The 17,521-nt window shown below is 65.3% G+C and carries 18 protein-coding genes; 10 read left to right on the forward strand and 8 right to left on the reverse strand.

The genetic code is table 11. From position 1 onward, the window contains the following. Positions 1-8: 8 nt before the first annotated feature. Positions 9-944 (reverse strand): NAD(P)/FAD-dependent oxidoreductase, encoded by a 936-nt coding sequence (locus MUN74_RS12725; RefSeq protein ID WP_244852656.1) that lies wholly within the window; start codon positions 942-944, stop codon positions 9-11. Positions 945-1,047: 103 nt separating this feature from the next. Between MUN74_RS12725 and MUN74_RS12730 the strand changes: the two genes are divergently transcribed. Further along, positions 1,048-1,614, forward strand: a complete 567-nt coding sequence (locus MUN74_RS12730) for a helix-turn-helix transcriptional regulator (RefSeq protein WP_244852657.1) — start codon at positions 1,048-1,050, stop codon at positions 1,612-1,614. A gap of 51 nt (positions 1,615-1,665) precedes the next feature. On the opposite strand, the gene MUN74_RS12735 is transcribed toward MUN74_RS12730, so the two are convergent. The 3 genes from MUN74_RS12735 to MUN74_RS12745 form a co-directional block, all read right to left on the reverse strand. Next, positions 1,666-2,640 (reverse strand): epimerase, encoded by a 975-nt coding sequence (locus MUN74_RS12735; RefSeq protein WP_244852659.1) that lies wholly within the window; start codon positions 2,638-2,640, stop codon positions 1,666-1,668. A gap of 330 nt (positions 2,641-2,970) precedes the next feature. After that, positions 2,971-4,065, reverse strand: a complete 1,095-nt coding sequence (locus MUN74_RS12740) for a fatty acid desaturase family protein (RefSeq protein ID WP_244852661.1) — start codon at positions 4,063-4,065, stop codon at positions 2,971-2,973. A gap of 57 nt (positions 4,066-4,122) precedes the next feature. Continuing rightward, positions 4,123-4,278, reverse strand: coding sequence for a hypothetical protein (locus MUN74_RS12745; RefSeq protein WP_166670891.1), 156 nt, complete (start codon positions 4,276-4,278; stop codon positions 4,123-4,125). A 155-nt stretch (positions 4,279-4,433) separates the two neighbouring features. Between MUN74_RS12745 and MUN74_RS12750 the strand changes: the two genes are divergently transcribed. The 3 genes from MUN74_RS12750 to MUN74_RS12760 are packed head-to-tail and all read left to right on the forward strand — an operon-like array spanning position 4,434 to position 5,284. Beyond that, complete coding sequence (locus tag MUN74_RS12750) at positions 4,434-4,613, forward strand: hypothetical protein (protein ID WP_133988495.1); 180 nt, start codon at positions 4,434-4,436, stop codon at positions 4,611-4,613. Next, the gene (locus MUN74_RS12755; protein WP_244852662.1) at positions 4,613-5,056 is read left to right on the forward strand and encodes a hypothetical protein; all 444 of its coding nucleotides are present in this window, start codon (positions 4,613-4,615) and stop codon (positions 5,054-5,056) included. Before MUN74_RS12750 ends, MUN74_RS12755 begins: the two co-directional genes overlap by 1 nt. A gap of 15 nt (positions 5,057-5,071) precedes the next feature. Continuing rightward, entirely contained in the window at positions 5,072-5,284 is a 213-nt protein-coding gene (locus tag MUN74_RS12760) for a hypothetical protein (RefSeq protein ID WP_092668337.1), read from the forward strand. Between the two features lie 124 nt (positions 5,285-5,408). Here the strand turns inward: MUN74_RS12760 and mobF are convergent, their stop codons facing one another. Then, positions 5,409-8,039 carry a MobF family relaxase gene (mobF, locus tag MUN74_RS12765; protein WP_244852664.1) on the reverse strand — a complete coding sequence of 877 codons (2,631 nt, stop codon included), beginning with the start codon at positions 8,037-8,039 and terminating at the stop codon, positions 5,409-5,411. A 195-nt stretch (positions 8,040-8,234) separates the two neighbouring features. Here mobF and MUN74_RS12770 point away from each other — a divergent pair, with 195 nt between their 5' ends. After that, positions 8,235-9,233 carry an AAA family ATPase gene (locus tag MUN74_RS12770; RefSeq protein ID WP_244852666.1) on the forward strand — a complete coding sequence of 333 codons (999 nt, stop codon included), beginning with the start codon at positions 8,235-8,237 and terminating at the stop codon, positions 9,231-9,233. Positions 9,234-9,373: 140 nt separating this feature from the next. Next, positions 9,374-11,779 carry a S8 family peptidase gene (locus MUN74_RS12775; protein ID WP_244852668.1) on the forward strand — a complete coding sequence of 802 codons (2,406 nt, stop codon included), beginning with the start codon at positions 9,374-9,376 and terminating at the stop codon, positions 11,777-11,779. Positions 11,780-11,859: 80 nt separating this feature from the next. Here the strand turns inward: MUN74_RS12775 and MUN74_RS12780 are convergent, their stop codons facing one another. Then, on the reverse strand, positions 11,860-12,189 hold the full coding sequence (locus MUN74_RS12780; protein WP_244852669.1) for a hypothetical protein: 330 nt from the start codon (positions 12,187-12,189) through the stop codon (positions 11,860-11,862). 22 nt (positions 12,190-12,211) lie between these two features. On the opposite strand from MUN74_RS12780, the gene MUN74_RS12785 reads away from it, so the two are divergent. After that, positions 12,212-12,370 (forward strand): hypothetical protein, encoded by a 159-nt coding sequence (locus tag MUN74_RS12785; protein ID WP_244852671.1) that lies wholly within the window; start codon positions 12,212-12,214, stop codon positions 12,368-12,370. Between the two features lie 370 nt (positions 12,371-12,740). On the opposite strand, the gene MUN74_RS12790 is transcribed toward MUN74_RS12785, so the two are convergent. Further along, a complete protein-coding gene (locus tag MUN74_RS12790) occupies positions 12,741-14,120 on the reverse strand; it encodes a restriction endonuclease (protein WP_244852673.1) in 1,380 nt (459 codons plus the stop codon). A 185-nt stretch (positions 14,121-14,305) separates the two neighbouring features. Between MUN74_RS12790 and MUN74_RS12795 the strand changes: the two genes are divergently transcribed. Continuing rightward, on the forward strand, positions 14,306-14,779 hold the full coding sequence (locus MUN74_RS12795) for a ParB N-terminal domain-containing protein (protein WP_244852675.1): 474 nt from the start codon (positions 14,306-14,308) through the stop codon (positions 14,777-14,779). Between the two features lie 362 nt (positions 14,780-15,141). Here MUN74_RS12795 and MUN74_RS12800 read toward each other — a convergent pair whose 3' ends face one another. Continuing rightward, positions 15,142-15,852, reverse strand: coding sequence for a hypothetical protein (locus MUN74_RS12800; protein ID WP_244852676.1), 711 nt, complete (start codon positions 15,850-15,852; stop codon positions 15,142-15,144). A 140-nt stretch (positions 15,853-15,992) separates the two neighbouring features. Here MUN74_RS12800 and MUN74_RS12805 point away from each other — a divergent pair, with 140 nt between their 5' ends. Together MUN74_RS12805 and MUN74_RS12810 are read left to right on the forward strand one after the other, a co-directional pair. Beyond that, complete coding sequence (locus MUN74_RS12805) at positions 15,993-16,190, forward strand: hypothetical protein (RefSeq protein WP_244852678.1); 198 nt, start codon at positions 15,993-15,995, stop codon at positions 16,188-16,190. After that, positions 16,190-17,488 (forward strand): tyrosine-type recombinase/integrase, encoded by a 1,299-nt coding sequence (locus MUN74_RS12810; protein ID WP_244852680.1) that lies wholly within the window; start codon positions 16,190-16,192, stop codon positions 17,486-17,488. The genes MUN74_RS12805 and MUN74_RS12810 overlap by 1 nt, the downstream gene beginning before the upstream one ends. Positions 17,489-17,521: the final 33 nt, after the last annotated feature.

Raw genomic sequence — 17,521 nt, forward strand, 5'->3', positions numbered from 1 at the left:
GGCGCCGATCAGGACAAGGCCGCGGATGGCCGAGCCGACGATCCCACCGATGGCGCCTGCTCGATGTCTTCGTGGACGAGGTCGGTGTTCACGGCGCCGGCGGTCAGCGTACCGAGGCCGAGTGAGACCGAGACGTTCGCGCGGGGATCGACGACGTCGCCGGTCGCCCATACTCGCGGCACGGAGGTTCGTCCATCCCGGTCTGCTTCGATCCACGAGCCGAGTGGGCCGTCCGTCGTTGTCGCACCCAGGGAGCGCAGCAGGGCGTCGTTCGGCCTGAGCGCGGGCCCGGTGAAGACCACATCGACCGGCACGGTCCGCTGTTCGAGGTGGACGCCTTCGAGCCGGCCGTTCGCGGTCACGAGACTCACGACGGCACCCCGTTCGACCCGGATGTCGCGACGTGCGAGAGCGTCCGCCTCAGGTTCATCGGGTTCACCGACGACGTTGGCGAAGTAGACGACGCGATCGGACCACTGACGAAGCAGTTGCGCCTGCCCGACGCTCTGCGATGAGGTGGCGATCACGCCGATCACGTGGCGGCGATGCTCCCAACCGTCGCAGTACGGGCACACCACAGCGCCCGTGCCCCACTGGTCGCGTAAGCCCGGGATCTCCGGCAACTCGTCGGTCAGACCGGTCGCGACGATGAGATGACGCGCCCGGATGACACCGTCGGCGGTGGTGACCTCGACACCCTGCTCGTCCGCCCGCGCCGAGATGACGTTCCCGACGATGACACGCACACCATACTTCGCGACCTCGGTGCGGCCCTTCTCGAGCAGTTCGAGGGGTGGAAGCCCGTCGTGCCCCAGCACACCGTGCATGTGAGGCGCCGTCCGATTCCGAGGTTGCGCCTGATCGACGACGATGACCTGCCGACGGGCACGTCTCAGGGAGAGCGCGGCGCTGAGGCCGGCCGGGCCGCCGCCGATGATGATCACGTCGGTGTCGACGTTGCGTCGGGTGTCATCCATGGCTTCATCGTGGAGCGAGGCGCGTAGAGTGACAACAGAATTTGCCAACTCGTCAACACGTGGGGGAGTCGTGACCGAGGCGGATGAGCTGACGGGGATCGGGCGTCGGTTGCGGGCCATTCGGGAGTCGCGCGGTCTCACCCTGCGGGCGGTCAGCGATGCCACCGGTATCGCCGTCAGCACGCTGTCGCGGTTGGAGTCCGGTGCGCGGCGACCGCAACTCGACCACCTTCTCCCGCTCGCACGGTTCTACCGTCAGCCGCTCGACAACCTCGTCGGGGCGCCGCCGCTGGGTGATCCGAGGATCCATCCGAAGCCACGAGTTCGCGACGGTGTCGTCACGCTTCCGCTCTCGGGCGGCGTGGGATCGTGGGAGGCGTTCAAGCAAGTGCTGCCACCCGCGCCCGGCAAGGCCATCCCCCAGTGGGTGCACCCGGGCTGGGACTGGATCTATGTGATCTCCGGACGAATGCGGCTGCTCCTCGCCGACGACGACCTCATCCTGGAGGCAGGCGAGGCCGCCGAGTTCGACACGAACGTCCCTCACGGGTTCGGTAACCCGGGACCTGACGTTCTCGAAGTCCTGTGCCTGTTCAACGCGGAAGGTGCGCGCATCCACACCCGAGCATCCGCGTGAAGCTCGCGGGCCGGGCGTGCCCGCGGCCGGCGTTTCGTCCTGCCCCGCGCCTCAGCGAGCAGTGAGGCTCGTGATCGCGGCGCTCAAGTCGGGGTGCACGAACGTGTAGCCCACCTCGGCGAGGGTGCCGGGCACCACCCACCGACTCTTGAGAACGAGCTCCGGCTCCGTTCGGAGCACCCACATGGCGGGCTCGAGCATCCACCGCCAAGCCGGGAGCCCGATGGGCGCCCCGACGCTGCTGCGGAGGGTCTGCATCAATGTCTGGTTGTCACTCGGATTCGGGCTGGCGAGGTTCACGGGTCCCGCGATGTCGTCGCGGTCGCGGATGAAACGGATGGCACCGATGACGTCGTCGAGGTGGATCCAGCTGAACTTCTGCCGGCCGCGGGTGCGGTGCCATTCCAACCGATCGGGGCCGGTCGGGGACGGGCCGATGCCCCGGTAGCGCGTGTGAGGGAACCATGGGCTGTCGATCTGCGGGCCGCCGAGGCCGAGGCGCGCGAGCGTCACCAGTGACCTCGTCGCCGGTCCAGCCCCCAGCACGATGGCCATGCGGAGTGCGACCCGACGAGTGTGGGGGAGGTCGCCTGCGAAGAACTCCTGCTCCCAGTTGCGTGCCACGTCGACGGAGAATCCCTCACCGAGTTCGCCGTCTGTTTCGGTGTGCGGGCGATCCATGCTGTGCCGGTAGATCGTCGCGGTCGACGCGTTGAGCCACACCGCCGGCGGTGCGTCGGCAGTGCGAACCGCCTCCCGAAGCGCACGTGTCGTGTCGACCCTGGACCGGAGGATCTCGTTTCGGTTCGCGTCGGTGTAACGGCAGTTCACCGATTTGCCGGCCATGTTCACGAGCACGGATGCCCCGTCGACTGCGCGGGCGATCGCGGCGGGATCATCCCACGTGGTCTCGCCGATCCGTCCGATCCGCCGCACGGCGTAACCGTCGTCGACCAGGGCTCGGGCGAGCGCAGTGCCGACGAAGCCGCTCGCGCCCGCGACCACTGCTGCGGGCGTGTTCGGCATGCGACCCCCATCGTCCGGCTCTTTCGACAGCGTACTGGGGTGATCAGCTCCGATCAGGTGACCTTTCGATTTTCAGTGAGCCTGGGCGGTTTTCGCTCAATTCTTTTGGTTGCGATATCCCGCTGATCAGGGATTCTTCGAAACGGTCACAGTTGGTTTCAGATACTTTTCGCGCATTTAATGGCACATTAATGGCACAGATTTCGGCTGACGGCGGGTCTCGTGGCGCCGGAAGTCCGGCGCCGGATCAAGGCGTGTTGCTAAAGGGCGCACGGTGAGTGATCTGGCCGTTTGCGGCCGCGCAGCTGGAGCCATTCGAGGGTTTGGTGTCTAGATGCTGGTGCGCTGCATCACGAGCGGGCACTCGAAGGGGTCGCGTTCGCCGAGGCCGACCCGGTTGATGTACCGGAAGACGATCACGTACGAGCGCAACAGCGTGGTTCGGGTGTACGGGACCTCGTGGTCGTGGCAGTACGCCTCGATGATCGGCGCCGCGCGTCGGAGATGCGGACGCGGCATCGATGGGAAGAGATGGTGCTCGATCTGGTAGTTGAGCCCGCCCATGACGACGTCGATCACGCGGTTGCCGCGGATGTTGCGGCTCATGAGCACCTGCCGCCGGAGGAAGTCGAGCTTCACGCCCTTCGGCACGAGCGGCATCCCCTTGTGGTTCGGCGCGAAGGCCATGCCCATGTAGAAGCCGAACAGGCCGAGCTGGACCGCCAGGAACACCACCGCCTTGTCCGGCGACAGGACGAGGAACACGAGCGCCAGGAAGCCGATGATGCGTACGGCGAGGAACGCGATCTCCACCGAACGGTGCGGGAGAGGGGCTCTGGCGAACACCCGGTGCACGCTCGACGCGTGCAGCGAGAGTCCCTCGAGCAGCAGGATCGGGAAGAAGAAGTAGCCCTGGTGCCCGATGACCCAGCGGAAGATCGCCGCCCGGTCGCGTTCGGCCTGCTCCGGCGTGAACACGACCACGGGCAGGTCGATGTCGGGATCCACGTCGATCTGGTTGGGGTTCGCATGGTGCCGGGTGTGCTTGTGCTGCCACCACCCGTAGCTCATGCCGACGAACCCGCCGAGGATGAGGCTGGTCCAGTCGTTCCACTTGCCGGATCGGAAGATCTGCCGGTGCGCGGCGTCATGGCCGAGGAACGCGGTTTGCGTGAACAGAACGGCGAAGCCGACGGCGCTCAGCATCTGCCACCAGGTGTCGCCGATCCAGATGAACAGTGCGATAGCGGCCGCATAGGCGAGTGGCACGCTGATCAGTTTTGTCCAGTAGTAGCCGTATCGTCGGTGCATCAGGCCGGCACCTTTGATGATGCGAGCCAGATCGGTGAACGAGCTGGTGGATGACTCCGCGGGCACGCTCGACGGCTTGCGCGTCCTGCGGACTGGGGAGATGTCGGAGGTCATGATGGGGCCGCTCTCTACGACACCGCACGCCAGGCTGGGCATGCGGTGGCGGCAACGCTAGGCGGGAGGCTTCCGTGCGCGTTGACGGATGATGCCGATGATGAGGGTGCCGACGAACAGGACGGAACCGATCATTGCGAGCCACAGTAGGCCCTCGAAGACGAACCCGACGATCGCCAGGATCGCCCAGACGGCGAGCAACACGATGATCAAGGTCCACACACTAGAAGAGTACGAAGAATGGGGCCACGACGAGAGGTCCTTGACAACTCCCACGGCGAGTGATCCATCCCCGTTCGCATTCCGCGTGCAGGCTATGCCGGTGCGAACCTGTGGGCGCTCACATCCGCGACACCTACTCTAAGAACGTGAACATTTATCAGATTGTGCCGGGTGGCGCGGCAGGCGCTGCGCTTCGGGTCGAGGCATCCATGATCGCCCGCGCTCACGCGTTCTGGGTGCACTTCGACGGCCATCCGTCGAGCGTGACGCGGTGGGCCGACAGCGTGCGCGCGTCGTGGGTTCCCGCTCGTAAAGCGGGCATGTGATGACCCCCGACGCCAACGAGGAGTTCGGGGTCAGTCACATCCTCGTGAACGAGTTGCCGGCCGATCTTGGCACGCCAGACGCGGCGGCCCGGTATGACGTCGCCGCGGTCTTCACGCGACGACCGGACCCGCGTGAGCTCGAACTGCTCGAGCAACCAGCCGTTCACGCGAGGCTGGTCGAAGCGGGCTACGCCGATGTCGGATTGCATGTCGCCGACCGTCGGCTGATCATCGAGCGCACGAACCTCGAGGAACTTGCCGACGGGCTTGCGGAGCTGATTGGCCAGATCCTTGCGGAGATCGGAGCGCAGGCCGCAGCCGAGAAGGTCCGTCGAGACGAGACCGCGGCCGAGCAGGTGCGCGTAGAGACCAGCAGAGCCGCCGCAGTGGTCGCTGCCGCAGCGCGGATCGACTTCCGGCCGCATCGATCCACCTATGAGTAGCGGAGGAATAGGGCTATGTCGAAGCGCACGCGCAAAGAGGGCGCACTCGCGGACGAACGTTGGGAGACGGACGGAGGCACGCTCGACGGTGACGCGACCAGCGATGCCGCCGCCGAGAACACGACACCGGCCGAAGAGCGAGCGAAGCGCTGGAAGGACGCCAACGCCGAGCACTGGCACGGCAGCGGCTCCAGCGACGAGACAAAACGGCGGGCAACGGAGCGCTGATCCAGATCTATCTAGGTGCTGGCCGGCGGCTCGATTTGTGGTGATCGGATACGCCCGCGTCTCGACAACCGAACCGGACATCACCGCTCAGCGCAAACGGCCAGGTTGAGCGGCCATCGGGTGCTTATCGGCTGGGCCCAACTTGCGACGCCCGCCTCCGTACGGAGCCGGTCGCGAGCCCCCATACGGAATCGCGAGCAGCCTCAGTCGCCTTCGCGAGCCCACGGTCGGCACGATCTCGATCCAGCGCGACCACGAACTGCTCGCGTGCCTCATCCACGCCCGCTGCCACCAGGTGCACGCGGTTCAAGTGCCGCCCGCGAGTCAACCCCACGTAGACGCCCGCCGCCCCCATCGCATCGCTGACCACCGTGTGCGACTCGCCCACCGTCATGCCCTGCACCCCGTGCGCCGTCGCGGCGTACGCGAGATGCGTGTGCTCGGCGACGTACTCGGCTGGCACTCGCACTGATCGTGGCCGATGGCCGACGACACGCTCCGTCGCCCACACTGAGCCATCCTCGTCCACGCGCCGAACAACCCACATCTGCCGGTTCGCCACCCGCACACCCGAGTCGTTCCGCCGAGTCTGAATCACATCACCGCGCCCGATGCTCAGACCATCGCTCCCGACCACTGTGCGGCCGTCATCCACGTCGCCGACGCGCACTCGCTCCTCGCGAATCCGCGCGTTCAGCTCGCGCGCCTCGTCGTTCGTTGCAACGGTCATCGCGCAACCCTCGCGCCACTCGCCAGCGAGCGCCTCGAGCTGCGCAGCCGGGCTTTCGTGAATCGAAACGAGTCCGAGCGCGCACAGCCGATCGAAGACCCCCTCCGGACGATCTCCGCGCCGCATCTGCACGGTGAGCGTGGCGTACTCCGGGTCGACGAATCGGTGCACGGCCGTCATGCGATGCACGCGGGGGAGCAGCTGCGCGGACATCTCGAGCACGCCACCGCGGCCGACCGCCGAGAGTTGCGCACGGTCGCCGACCAGGGCGACCGTAGCGCCTGTCTCATCGGCGATGATGAGCAACGCGAGCGCGGTGTCCTGATCGAGCATGCCCGCTTCGTCGACGACGATTCGCTCGCTGCGGCGCAGCCGAGCGGATGCCGAAGGGCCGGCATACGCGGCATCCGTATCGGGGTCGTGGTCGCCGATGGCGAGTCGCGTCCACACGCCGTCGCGATTCCACCGCCACCCGTGCTCGTGCACGAGCTTGGCGACGCTGTCGGTCGCAACCCCGAGCTCCTGGTGCGCAACGTCGGCCGCCTTCTTCGTCGGCGTGACCACGCGCGTCTTGCGACCCTGCATCGCCGCCGCCCTGATCGCAGCGGCAAGCATCGTCGTCTTGCCCGCGCCGGCCGCGCCCTCCACGACAACGAGCGATTGAGCGGATGCCACGGCCGCAGCCGCGCGCGCCTGTGCCGGGTCGAGCCTGAGTCGCTGTGCAATGCTCCGCAGGTCCGGCGTGCGCACCTGCGGCCGCTCGGCACGGGCCGTGAGCAGATCGCGCAGCCGGGTCTCAACGGCGATGACGTGCACGCTCGTCAGGTGCGCGACGTGCTCAGGACGTGGCCCATCGGGCGGCAGCACCGACACGCAGCCCTCGGTCGCGAGGTCCGTCGCGAGCATGACGAACTCGCGCAGTGGTGTCGGGTCGGCACGCACACCGGTCTCGGTCACGAGATGCGACACGCGCTCCTGGATGTCATGCACCGTCCACGTCGACGCGGCGGCCGCGCATCGATCGAGCGCGCGGGACGCGACATCCTGCACGCTCAGTTCATCGAGCGCGACGGCCCTTTGCGTCCGCACGCGGTCGAGATCAGGTCGATAGCCGGATGCCTCGAGCTCGCGTCGCCACGCATCCTCGCTGCCGAGCTGGGTCGGCTTCTTGTGCGGCCGCTCGTGATCCCACGCCATCGCGGTCAGTCGCGACATCGCGGCGGGTCCGGGTTCTTGGTCCGGATGCTGCGCACGCCAGTCCTTCTCGAAGTGCGCCAGGTTGCGCGCGACCTGCTCGGCGCGCTTGCTCATCGCCGCGTTGAACGGCAGCAGTTCGGTGACTTCGGCTGTCACCGGATCGAGCGTCAGGCGATGCGCGTTGAGCGCGGCCGCGAGCCGCGGGTGCGCCGCGATCACAGCTGTGCCGAGCGCGCGGATCGCGCCTTGCTGCCGGAACAGCGCGGCAGTGTCGAGACCTCGCCACGCGGCACCCGCCCAGACCCTCGTGCAGATCTGGAAGTGGATGTGCCGGTGCGGGTCGCCGGCCCGCGAGGTCTTGTGCGAGACCGCGACCGTCTCGAGCTGCTCGACCGGCACCACCCGCTGCGACCCGCGCGGGCCGACTCGCGTGACCGAGTGCTGGCCGAGCCAGACGCGGATCTCGGCGACCGCGTCGCGCTGCGCCGCATCTAGGGCGTCGGATACCTCGGGGTGAAGTGCCGCGGCGATCGACAGTGACTTCGGCGCGTTGACGACCATCTCGGCGAACCGCGGTGAGCCGTGGCGTGCGTCGCCGGCGTGGCGGGGCGTTCCCATCGACTCGCCGGTGAGCGGGTTGATCCAGTCGACCCACTGGGCGTACTGGCCGGGTGTGAGCGCGCCCTCGCCGATCAGGTCGCCGTTGCCATCGACGACGGAGAACTCGGCCAGCGCCGTGCCGCCCTCGAGGTAGTAGTCGTCGGCGCGGGAGCGATCGGACTCGAGGTACCGGCGCGCGTCGGCCCCGGAACCCCGGTACAGGATCACTCCACCACGCATCGCCTTCCTCCGAGCTATCTCAGGTTCTTGCAACTACCTACGGTAGCATACGTCCATTCATCCAGTTCCGGGTGGATCTTCCGGTGTGGGCTGTGTGCCCGGGTGGGTGGGCCTGACTAGACTTTGTGAGCACGCTGTCTGGGTAGGTCAGGGCATGATCATGCATCGGAAGGGGGTCGTATCGTGGCGACGAACGACCAACTGAAGGCGCTGGTTCAGAGCCATGCTGACGGCGATGATCCCCAGTTCTACGCGGTAGCGATGCAAGTCGCTGCGAAGGCAGCACGGGCAGGGCAGTCGAAGTTCGCTCAAGATCTTCGGGATCTTGTCGATGAGCTACGAAATCGGAGCCAGGCGTCGTCGCGTGTTGCGGCGGTCGTACCTGTAACTCAACCTCGCGGCGAGCTGGGGTCACTCCTCACTGTGACTTATCCAGATGCTCGCCTGAGTGATCTTGTCCTATCGGATGGTCTCAAGGCTCAGCTCCGGCACGTCTTGTTGGAGCAACGACAGCGCGACACACTAGCGAAGCATGGGCTCTCACCCGCGCGACGGATGTTGTTGATCGGTCCTCCCGGCACTGGTAAGACGTCATCAGCTCGAGTGCTCGCCGGCGAACTTGGGCTGCCGCTATTTGCAATCCGGTTGGACACCATAATCACCAAATTCATGGGTGAGACAGCCGCGAAACTGCGCCTGGTCTTCGATGCGCTGGTGGAAACTCGCGGGGTATATCTCTTCGACGAGGTGGACGCGCTCGCCGGTGATCGAGCTGCGCCGAACGACGTGGGTGAGATACGAAGAGTCCTGAACTCGTTTCTGCAGTTTCTCGAAGAGGATACGTCCGAGAGCTTGATTGTGGCGGCGACCAATCATCCCCAGCTGCTCGACAAAGCCCTATATCGTCGATTCGACACAGTAATGAACTTCACTCTCCCGAGTCAGGACAACGTGCAGGCAGTAATTCAGAACCGGCTGGCGACGTTCCAGACGAGCAACTTGAGTTGGTCAAGGATTGGGCCGGCTGCGGCAGGGCTTAGTCACGCGGAGATCGCAACCGCTGCTGAAAACGCTGCCAAGCGTAGTGTTCTCGCTCATCGGACTCGTGTGTTGACCGATGATCTGATCGCCGCCCTCGTAGAGCGGCAACGTTCCGCAGGCTCACTCGGCCAGGACGTCTAAGCGGGATGAGTGAGCGTGATCGCCCGCACATTGTTGTGCCCGGCCGCATGCGGTCTGAGTCCTTCACGATTCCCACGGGTGGTGGTGGAAACGAAGGGCGCGCGTTCGAGGGCGACCGACGGGGTCACGGCGCTCGGCTCGTGGGCGAATACGAACAGGTCGTTTCGTCGGCCTCTGCCATTCCTGAACCGTCTGGCACATACGTGTCGTTCGTGTCGTTTGCGGGTGTCGAGCTTGCAATCGAGAGTCTTGACGTCCAGCGGAGCGGCGATCAGCCAGAGTTGGTGGCAGTTCGAGAGGTCCAGTCCGAGGACGGTGTGACTCAGATTGCAACCGTCTTCGTTCCTGAGGGCCGCAAACAGTACTTCCTGCAGCGTCTGCAGAAGTACACCGAAACGGCGGACGCGAAATCGCCGAGCAACGCGACTCTTGTGGAAGGAGTCCAGTCCATCCGTCGAGCGACGATTCGCGAGCTTTGGACCGACTCTGATTCTGAGTTCCCCGCCTCTTGGACCGAACTAACGTGGTGGGAGGTGTGGTTGCGCAAACGGGATGGCAACGAATTGAAGCGCCTCACTGGGTTCGCGGACGCTCACGGAATCCGCATGAGCGGCCACTATCTCGGGTTCGGCAGTCGCACAGTCGTCCTGATGCACGCGACTGCCGATCAGCTCACGGATGCCTTCCGATCGATGGACGATTTCGCTGAGCTCCGGAAGCCGCACGAGATTGCGACGCTCCTAACAGAACTGTCCGCGTCAGAGCAGGCCGAGTGGGTGGATGACCTGCAAGCACGACTTCGCCCGGCGGCGAGTGGTGCGCCAGTTGTGTGCCTTCTCGACACGGGCATACAGAGTGACCATCCGTTGCTTGCAGGCTCGATTGATGCCAGCGACCAACACGTCGCCGACCCTTCTTGGCAGCTTCGCCCGGTCCATCGACATGGTACGGAGATGGCCGGGTTGGCGCTTTACGGCGACCTGCACGGAGCGTTGCTCGATGCAGGCACAGTTGAACTGGCGCATCGACTCGAATCGGTCAAGTTTCTGCCCGACCGTGGAGACAACAATAGAGATCTCTATGGTGCCGTTACTGCGCGGGCCATCGATCAGCCAGAGATTCAGGCGGCCGACAGATCACGTGTGTTCATGCTCGCGGTCACGGCCCCCGGTTCAGCTTCGGGCTCCGGGGCTGCCGGTGAATCCGGAAAGCCAACATCATGGTCGGCCGCCATCGACGCGCTGTCCTTCGGGCGAGCAATCGACGACACCGACCCGAAGCTCACATACCTTGATCGAGACGAGCCGCGCAGGCCGAGGCTGTTCGTGGTCTCCGCCGGGAACATTCGCGACATCGATGGTCAGGATGACTACCTCGAGCGAAGCGATTTGGAGCCTGTCGAGGATCCTGCTCAATCCTGGAATGCCCTTACGGTTGGGGCCTATGCAGGCAACGACGACATGGCTGGTGCCGCCGCTGATTTCGCGGGCTACCGCCCGATTGCCCCGCGTGGCGAACTTTCTCCGGTCAGCCGAACGTCCGTCCTCTTCGAGCGGAAGAAGTGGCCGTTTAAGCCCGATGTCGTGGCGGATGGCGGAAACGTCGCGGTATCTGAGGACGGGTCGCATGTCGATACGCCCGAGAATCTGGCCCTGTTGACCACCAGGTTCCGGAACCCGGGGGACGGCTTCTTTACGACGACGCGTGACACCTCGGCGGCGACTGCGTCGGTGGCGGCGCTCGCGGCCGATATTTTCGCGGTGTATCCCGAGCTCCGCCCAGAGACGGTCCGAGCGCTAATAGTCCACTCAGCGGAATGGACGAATGCCATGCGCGCCCGCTTCGATGCCGAATCAACTAAGAGCGCGCTAGCGAACTTGCTTCGGCGCTACGGGATGGGCGTTCCGAGCGTCGATCGGGCCCTATATAGCGCAGCTGATGCGCTCACTCTGGTCTCCGAAGCGCGCATTCATCCGTACGAACGAGATGGCGCAAGCAATGCGGGTCGTACTCGCGAGATGAATCTGCACGAATTGCCGTGGCCGGTTGACGTGCTTGAGGGGCTTGGTGAGACGAGAGTGAGGATGCGGGTCACGCTTTCCTACTTCGTCGAACCCAACCCCTCAAGTCGCGGTTGGAGCGGTCGATACATCTATCCCTCCCATGGGCTCCGATTTGCGACTCGCAGGCCTGAGGAGAGCGTTGATTCCTTCCGTCAGCGGATCAACACAAAGGCGCGGATCGAAGGTCGTAAGCCACCGGGTCTGGAGACTGAATCCGGCTGGCTCTTCGGCACCAACCAACAGCAAGCCGCGGGCTCCCTGCACACGGACATCTGGACAGGCCCTGCAGCCGCCCTAGCGAGCAAGGGAGCAATTGCTGTGTACCCGGTTGCGGGATGGTGGAAGAACCGTGCACGGGATGACCAGAGCGCTCGGGGCGTTGACTACTCGTTGGTCGTAAGTATTGAGTCGCCGGAGGTTGAGGCGGACTTGTGGACGCCCGTCAGCCAGCAGGTGCTGACCGCGGTAGCCGTCACAACCTAGGCTCGCAGACAGTTCTGCGCCAAGTGTCGGTGCGGTCCCAGTTGCAGGACCCTGGCCGGCGCAGGGGCGGTGTGTGACGGCTACCCTGCTCGTCCGCGGCGGCCGGGCGGTAGGAGCCCGCGGTCGCGCGCCTTCGTGATCCAACCCTGAGCGGTGGAGAGGGCAACGCCGTTGAGCTCCGCCATCGTCGCGCGCGGGTTCCTGTCGCCCTTCCGTGCGAGGTATCCGCGCAGGAGATCGACAAGCTCGTAGAAGTCGGGAACCTTCTTCGGGTCACCGAGGGGCTTGAGCAGTGTCGCCCTCGCTGGTCTTCTGACCCACGGCAGCACGATCTTGCCGCCGGATCTCGTCTCGGTGCGCTTCACCGCGAAGAGGCGCTTGCTGATCGCGGCCTCGATGCGGGCGGTCACCTAGAGCGAGGGTGAGCAGCTGATGATGGAGCCAGAGGAGCTCGCGCTTCGACAGATCGCGCCGCACATGCTCGTCGACGACGGCAAGATCGCCCCGGCGGCGTTCGGACCCAACACCTCAGACGCCCACAAGCCGTCGTACTCGCGATCGTCGCTCGTCACGCCCCAAGCAGGCACGTGACTGGCACTCAGCCAACCCATCGAATCAGTCGCTCGGCGTGTATGGCGTGAGCGCGGGCGAAGTCGTCGAGTCGGCCCGGTAGGTGGTCGACGACTTGGCTTGCCAGATTCCCGAGGGTAAGACCCGCGCCCCCGGGCACTGCTTCGTCGACTTCCGCGAGCTTAGCCGTTAGCAGCGACGAGAGCTGCGCGCGAAGTTGTACATGCACGCGACGCGCCGAGGGGAACTCCCGACCGAGCCGGCCATGGAAGACGGCCAGCTGTTCACCTGATCGATCCATGATGGCACCGTCGCATCGATCCGTAGTCGGGCCGGGCACCCATTTCAAGGGATCTAGGTGGGCGACCACAGCCCTTGAGAGCCGTGGGTGTCAACCACCCAGGGCCTCGAGAGCTCCGATCGTTCGGAGCCACTCGCTTAGTCGGATTCTGCTGGCGATCATCGATTCCAGATCGGCACCGGTGACTGGGAAGACAGTTCCGACACCTCGAATCTGAACGGTTTTGAGCCGCCGCTTGAAGGGCTTCGTAAAACCGGACATCGAAACAAATACTCCGACACGCGCGGCACCCTTGCGGTCCTCAAGCTTTCCTTCGAAGTCACGCAAGGACTTAACTCCGACTCTCTCCGCCCAGTTCTTGCACTCGACGAGGATGTACGGGCTGTGGTGCGCTACCCAGAACGCATGGCTCAGCCCATTACTCAGCACAAGGTCGATCTCCTCTTCCTCAGTACTGAAGTTCTTCTTGAGCAGTTCGAGATCCTCGCCTTCAGCTCGGAGTAGTGCATCGACGAGGCTTTCGAGAGCATCCCCTCGTGCCTTGCGTGTCGCAGTGGTGCGATCGCCGTTGAGGTCCTTCAACCTCGTTAGTTCGGCGGCGGCGCGACCAAACCAGTAGTTAGACCCAAGTTGATTCTCAAACTGCGCGAGCGCCCCATACAGGGAACCAAGGCGCTCTGAATAGTCGGCGAGTCCAGCCCCGGCCGACCGCCAGTACTCGTCGAGGTACGCCTTCGCGTCCGCCACGGTGTTTATGTCGTACTCGCAGAGCTCTTCGGTGAAGACGTACCTAACTTCGGCTTCATCCGGTAAGTGCCGGAGCAGAATGGCGAGCAGGAACGGCCACGCTATGGTCGGCGCTTCGCGGAAGAGAAGTGTGACCGCTTCAACTGCACGACCGGCTGGAAGCGGGTCGTCGCCAGCCGCTTGCGCTGCAAAGATCGCCTGACTGATGCCAGACGTCGACGGTTCCGGCAAACTGCCGTACCGCAGATCCTTGAACAGCAAGACCTCTCGGTCTGGGTCCGACCAGGCAGAGGCCAGCAGGCGACCGAGTGCATCAAGGTCATCCTCTGGTGTGGCGCTTGCGGAGATCTCGATCTCGTGTTCAATAAGCGCACGCGACTCGTCCCACGTGGCGTCTGGATTCTCCATCATGTGTTTGGCGGTCATCATCCCGGTGAGAAGAGCCCCCGCGACTGCACCACCCCTAAGGCCGCCATACCCACCCACAACAAAGATCCGCCCGAACCCGTTCTGCTCGAGCACGTTGCGGACGCCCGCCACCGTTGAGCGGAGCTCCCCGATCACTGGCCAGGGAGTCGTGTCATCGTCGGGATCGCACTCGAGATCGCCCCCTTCGATCACGGCGTCCGAGTAGTTGAACAAGAGCCGCGGGAGCCAGCTCGATTGCTTGCGCCACTCAATGGCAGTTCGCCCAGCGACTTCCAAGTACGTGTCGTACCCCATACGTCCTCCTCGCCAATTGCCACGTGCCGTTGCACAGTATCGGATGTGACGAGGCGTCCTACATATCGCGTCGTCGGACTCAGGAGCTGCTCGAATACGTCGGGGCCGACCCATTTCGTCGGGCGTCCGCGACTGAGTCGCACACCGGCCGAGTGCTTGCTCGAGTTCGGGGTAGTGTGCCGGACGTGGAATTCGTCGAGCCCGGAGTGATTTGGTACGCCCCTAATGAGTTCCTGTCGCACTTTCACCCCTCCGACGACTGCGGATTCGGTGGTCACCAATGCCCGGGTGCTTGGCACGTGCTGGAGCGGGTACGGGAGGATGAACGGTACGAAGCGGTGAAGAAGTCGCTCCAGCAACATGGGTGGGTGCGACCGTTGCCGTGGCGTTGGACAGTCAATCCGCGCAAGTGGGGCGATCTCCGCGTGCGGGAACTCCTTGACGGCCACAACAGGGCCTCGGCGGCAGTCGAAATGGGCCTCGATCTTCCTCTCGTCGAGGTAATCACGGTTGATGCCATAGCGGATGACTCGGGTCGTTGGAATCCGGGTGATGAGATTCCGCCGACGACGCTGACCGCGATGTATAAGTCGAGCCAGATCGCTCACCCTCATCCGTGGGCGGAATCGTGGCCCGACGCCGCCGGCGGCCAAGAATGACTTGCAGGTGTCTCGCTCTCGATCACCGCTCCCCACGCCTTCTTGACAGGTCACCGGTCGGCCGGCGATGCGCCGACGGTAGCGTCCTGAGCATGGATCTTCTTCTCGCTGGCGTACCCGGGAGCGTCCGGTGTCCGAAAGCCGGTCGTTAGCCGTCGGTCGGCCTCGACCGCACGTACCCCCTTAGCGTGCGAGCTGTCGTTTCGTAGACCTCGCCCGGTGAAGCTGGCCCTTGAGGAGCGCCTACTGCAATGGTGGGCGCCATACGGTAGCGGCGATCGGGTGGGTCTCAGGCGCCGATCCGCTTTGCCTCGTTTCGAAGCTGCCGCTGAATGCGCGGGCCTCCGACAGCGTCGTGGAGATTATCCCGCTCGTCCACGCCGTCCAGGCGGCAGTAGCCCGCGCTCGCGCGCCTTGGTGATCCAACCTTGAGCGGTAGAGAGGGCTACCCCGTTGATCTCCGCCATCGTCGCGCTCGGGTTCGCGTTGCCCTGCTGCGTGAGCCGGCCGTGCTGCAGCGCGACCAGCTCGTAGAAGTCGGGCACCTTCTTCGGGTCGCCGAGGGGTTTGAGCAGGTCGCGCTCGCTGATCTTGTGACCTGAGGGCAGCACGATCTTGCCGCCGGTGATGGTCTCGGTGCGCTTCATCGCGAAGAGGCGCTTGTTGATCGCGGCCTCGATGCGGGCGGTGGGCAGCTCGCGCAGGAGCTGGCTCGTGATCGGGTCGCCCGGACGCCAGGGGAGGTAGATCACGCCGGTGATGCGGATCTCCTCGGGCACGGCGAGCGGCTGACGCTGGAGGCGGATCATTATGCGGGTGTGCGTGGCTTCGTGCTCGAGGTAGCGCCAGCGTCCGTCGATCGTCTCGTTCTCACCGGAGGTGCGCTGGTCTTCGAGCTGTGAGTCGGTCGTGGCGCTGTCGTCGTAGCCGAGCACCGCGTCGATCTGTGCGCTCGCATCGTCGTCACGCTCACCAGGAAACCGGCTGGGCAGGTACCAGCCCTCGGGAAGGTCGTCTTGGTGCAGGAGGCCGTCGTGCGACTGGTCGCCTGGGCGGTGCGGGGAGTCCGACATGCGACGAGTCTAGCCACACAACTCAGGTACTTGCCGAAACCCGCGACATAGGGCATAATCTCAGGTACTTGCAAATAGCCGCGCATGGGTCGGCATGCACGAGATGCCAGCCGGCGGCCGATGAGTCGAGGGGGAGCGTCATGGCTGACACCGCGTGGAGGGTCGATTACCTGAGCCGAGTCGAGGCGGCGGAGCGGTGTCGCATCCCGGTCTCGAGCTTCGACAAGCTGCGCCACGACGGGCTGATCCCCGAGCCCGACGCTCGCATGGGCAAGCACCTGCTCTGGAGCGCCGACACGATCGACGAGTTGCTCGCGCGGGGTGGAACGGAACACTGATGGCCGGGCGGCCGACGAGAGACACCCCGTCGCGGGTCGATCCGCGCACGGGTCGGCCGCTGCCCGAAGGCATCCGCTGGCGCGCCGACCGGCAGCGCTACCAGATCCGCGTCGTCGGCCCCAGCGTCGAAGGCGGCGCCGCCGAACGCTCCCGCACATTCCTCACCCTCGCCGAGGCCAAGCGCGAACTCGCGAAAATGGTCGCCGGGCGCAACCCGAACGGATCGATGACGCTCGACCAGTGGTACGACAAGTACTGGCCGGCGATCGAGTCATCCATCCGCCCGGCGACGGCCCGCAGCTACGGCGTGGCCTGGCGACTCCGGGTGAAGCCGAGCCTCGGCCGGCACCGGCTCGACGAGATCACCTCGCCCATGATCGAGTCGGCGATGGTCGCGTGGTCTGGCGCGGCATCCGCCAAGAACGACGCCCTTGCGGTGCTCTCGCGCCTGCTCGACGGCGCACGTCGCTCGCGGTTCATCGACTACAACCCGGCCCGCGAGGTGAAGCGGCCGAGCATGCGCGAGTCGATCTCGCCGGTGTCGCGGGCACTCACCCTCGAGCAGATCAGCGCTCTGCTCGGCCTGATTCCTGACGGCGTCTACCGCCGCTACTTCGCCGCACTCGTCTACACGGGCATGCGAGCGGGAGAGGCGACCGCGCTGCGCGTCGGCGACGTCGACTTCGGGCGCGGCATCATCCGCGTCAGTCGCTCGCTGAGCCCGGGAATCCGCGGCGAGCTCATCGAGCAGTCGCCCAAGAGCCACAAGTCGCGGGATGTGCCGCTGATCGACGCACTGCGCCCGTACGCCGAAGCTGCCGCGCGCGGCAAGCGGGGGAGCGACCTGCTCTTCGCCGGCCCCGACGGCGGACGCCTCACGAATCACAACGCACACCGCGCGGTGAACTGGGAGGAGCTGCGCGAGGCCATCGGTCGGCCCGACCTGCGCATCCACGACCTGCGGCACACGTTCGCGACGATCCTGTTCGACGCCGGCGCCACCGCGCCCGACGTGCAGGCGACCCTCGGCCACTCGAGCCTGCAGGTCACCGAGCGCTACTCACGCGCTCGCGAGGGCGTCGCGCTCCGGGCCGGCGCCGCGTTGAACGATGCGCTCAAGCGAGCCGATGAAAGCACCGACGCGAGCGGAGCCAAGACCGGCGCCAAGACCGCCGCCAACAGTGAAGCCGAGCCGGCCCATCCAGAACCAGAAATGGCACAACGCCGAACCCGGCGAATAGTTAATGGCACATTAATGGCACAGCCTCACGAGCGCCCTCGAGGAATGTCCCTCTGACACGAAAAAACCCCCGGTCTCCCGGGGGTTTTG

Origin of the sequence: Agromyces sp. H17E-10 (genome assembly GCF_022919715.1) — a bacterium.
In the GTDB taxonomy this organism is placed as follows: Bacteria; Actinomycetota; Actinomycetes; order Actinomycetales; family Microbacteriaceae; genus Agromyces.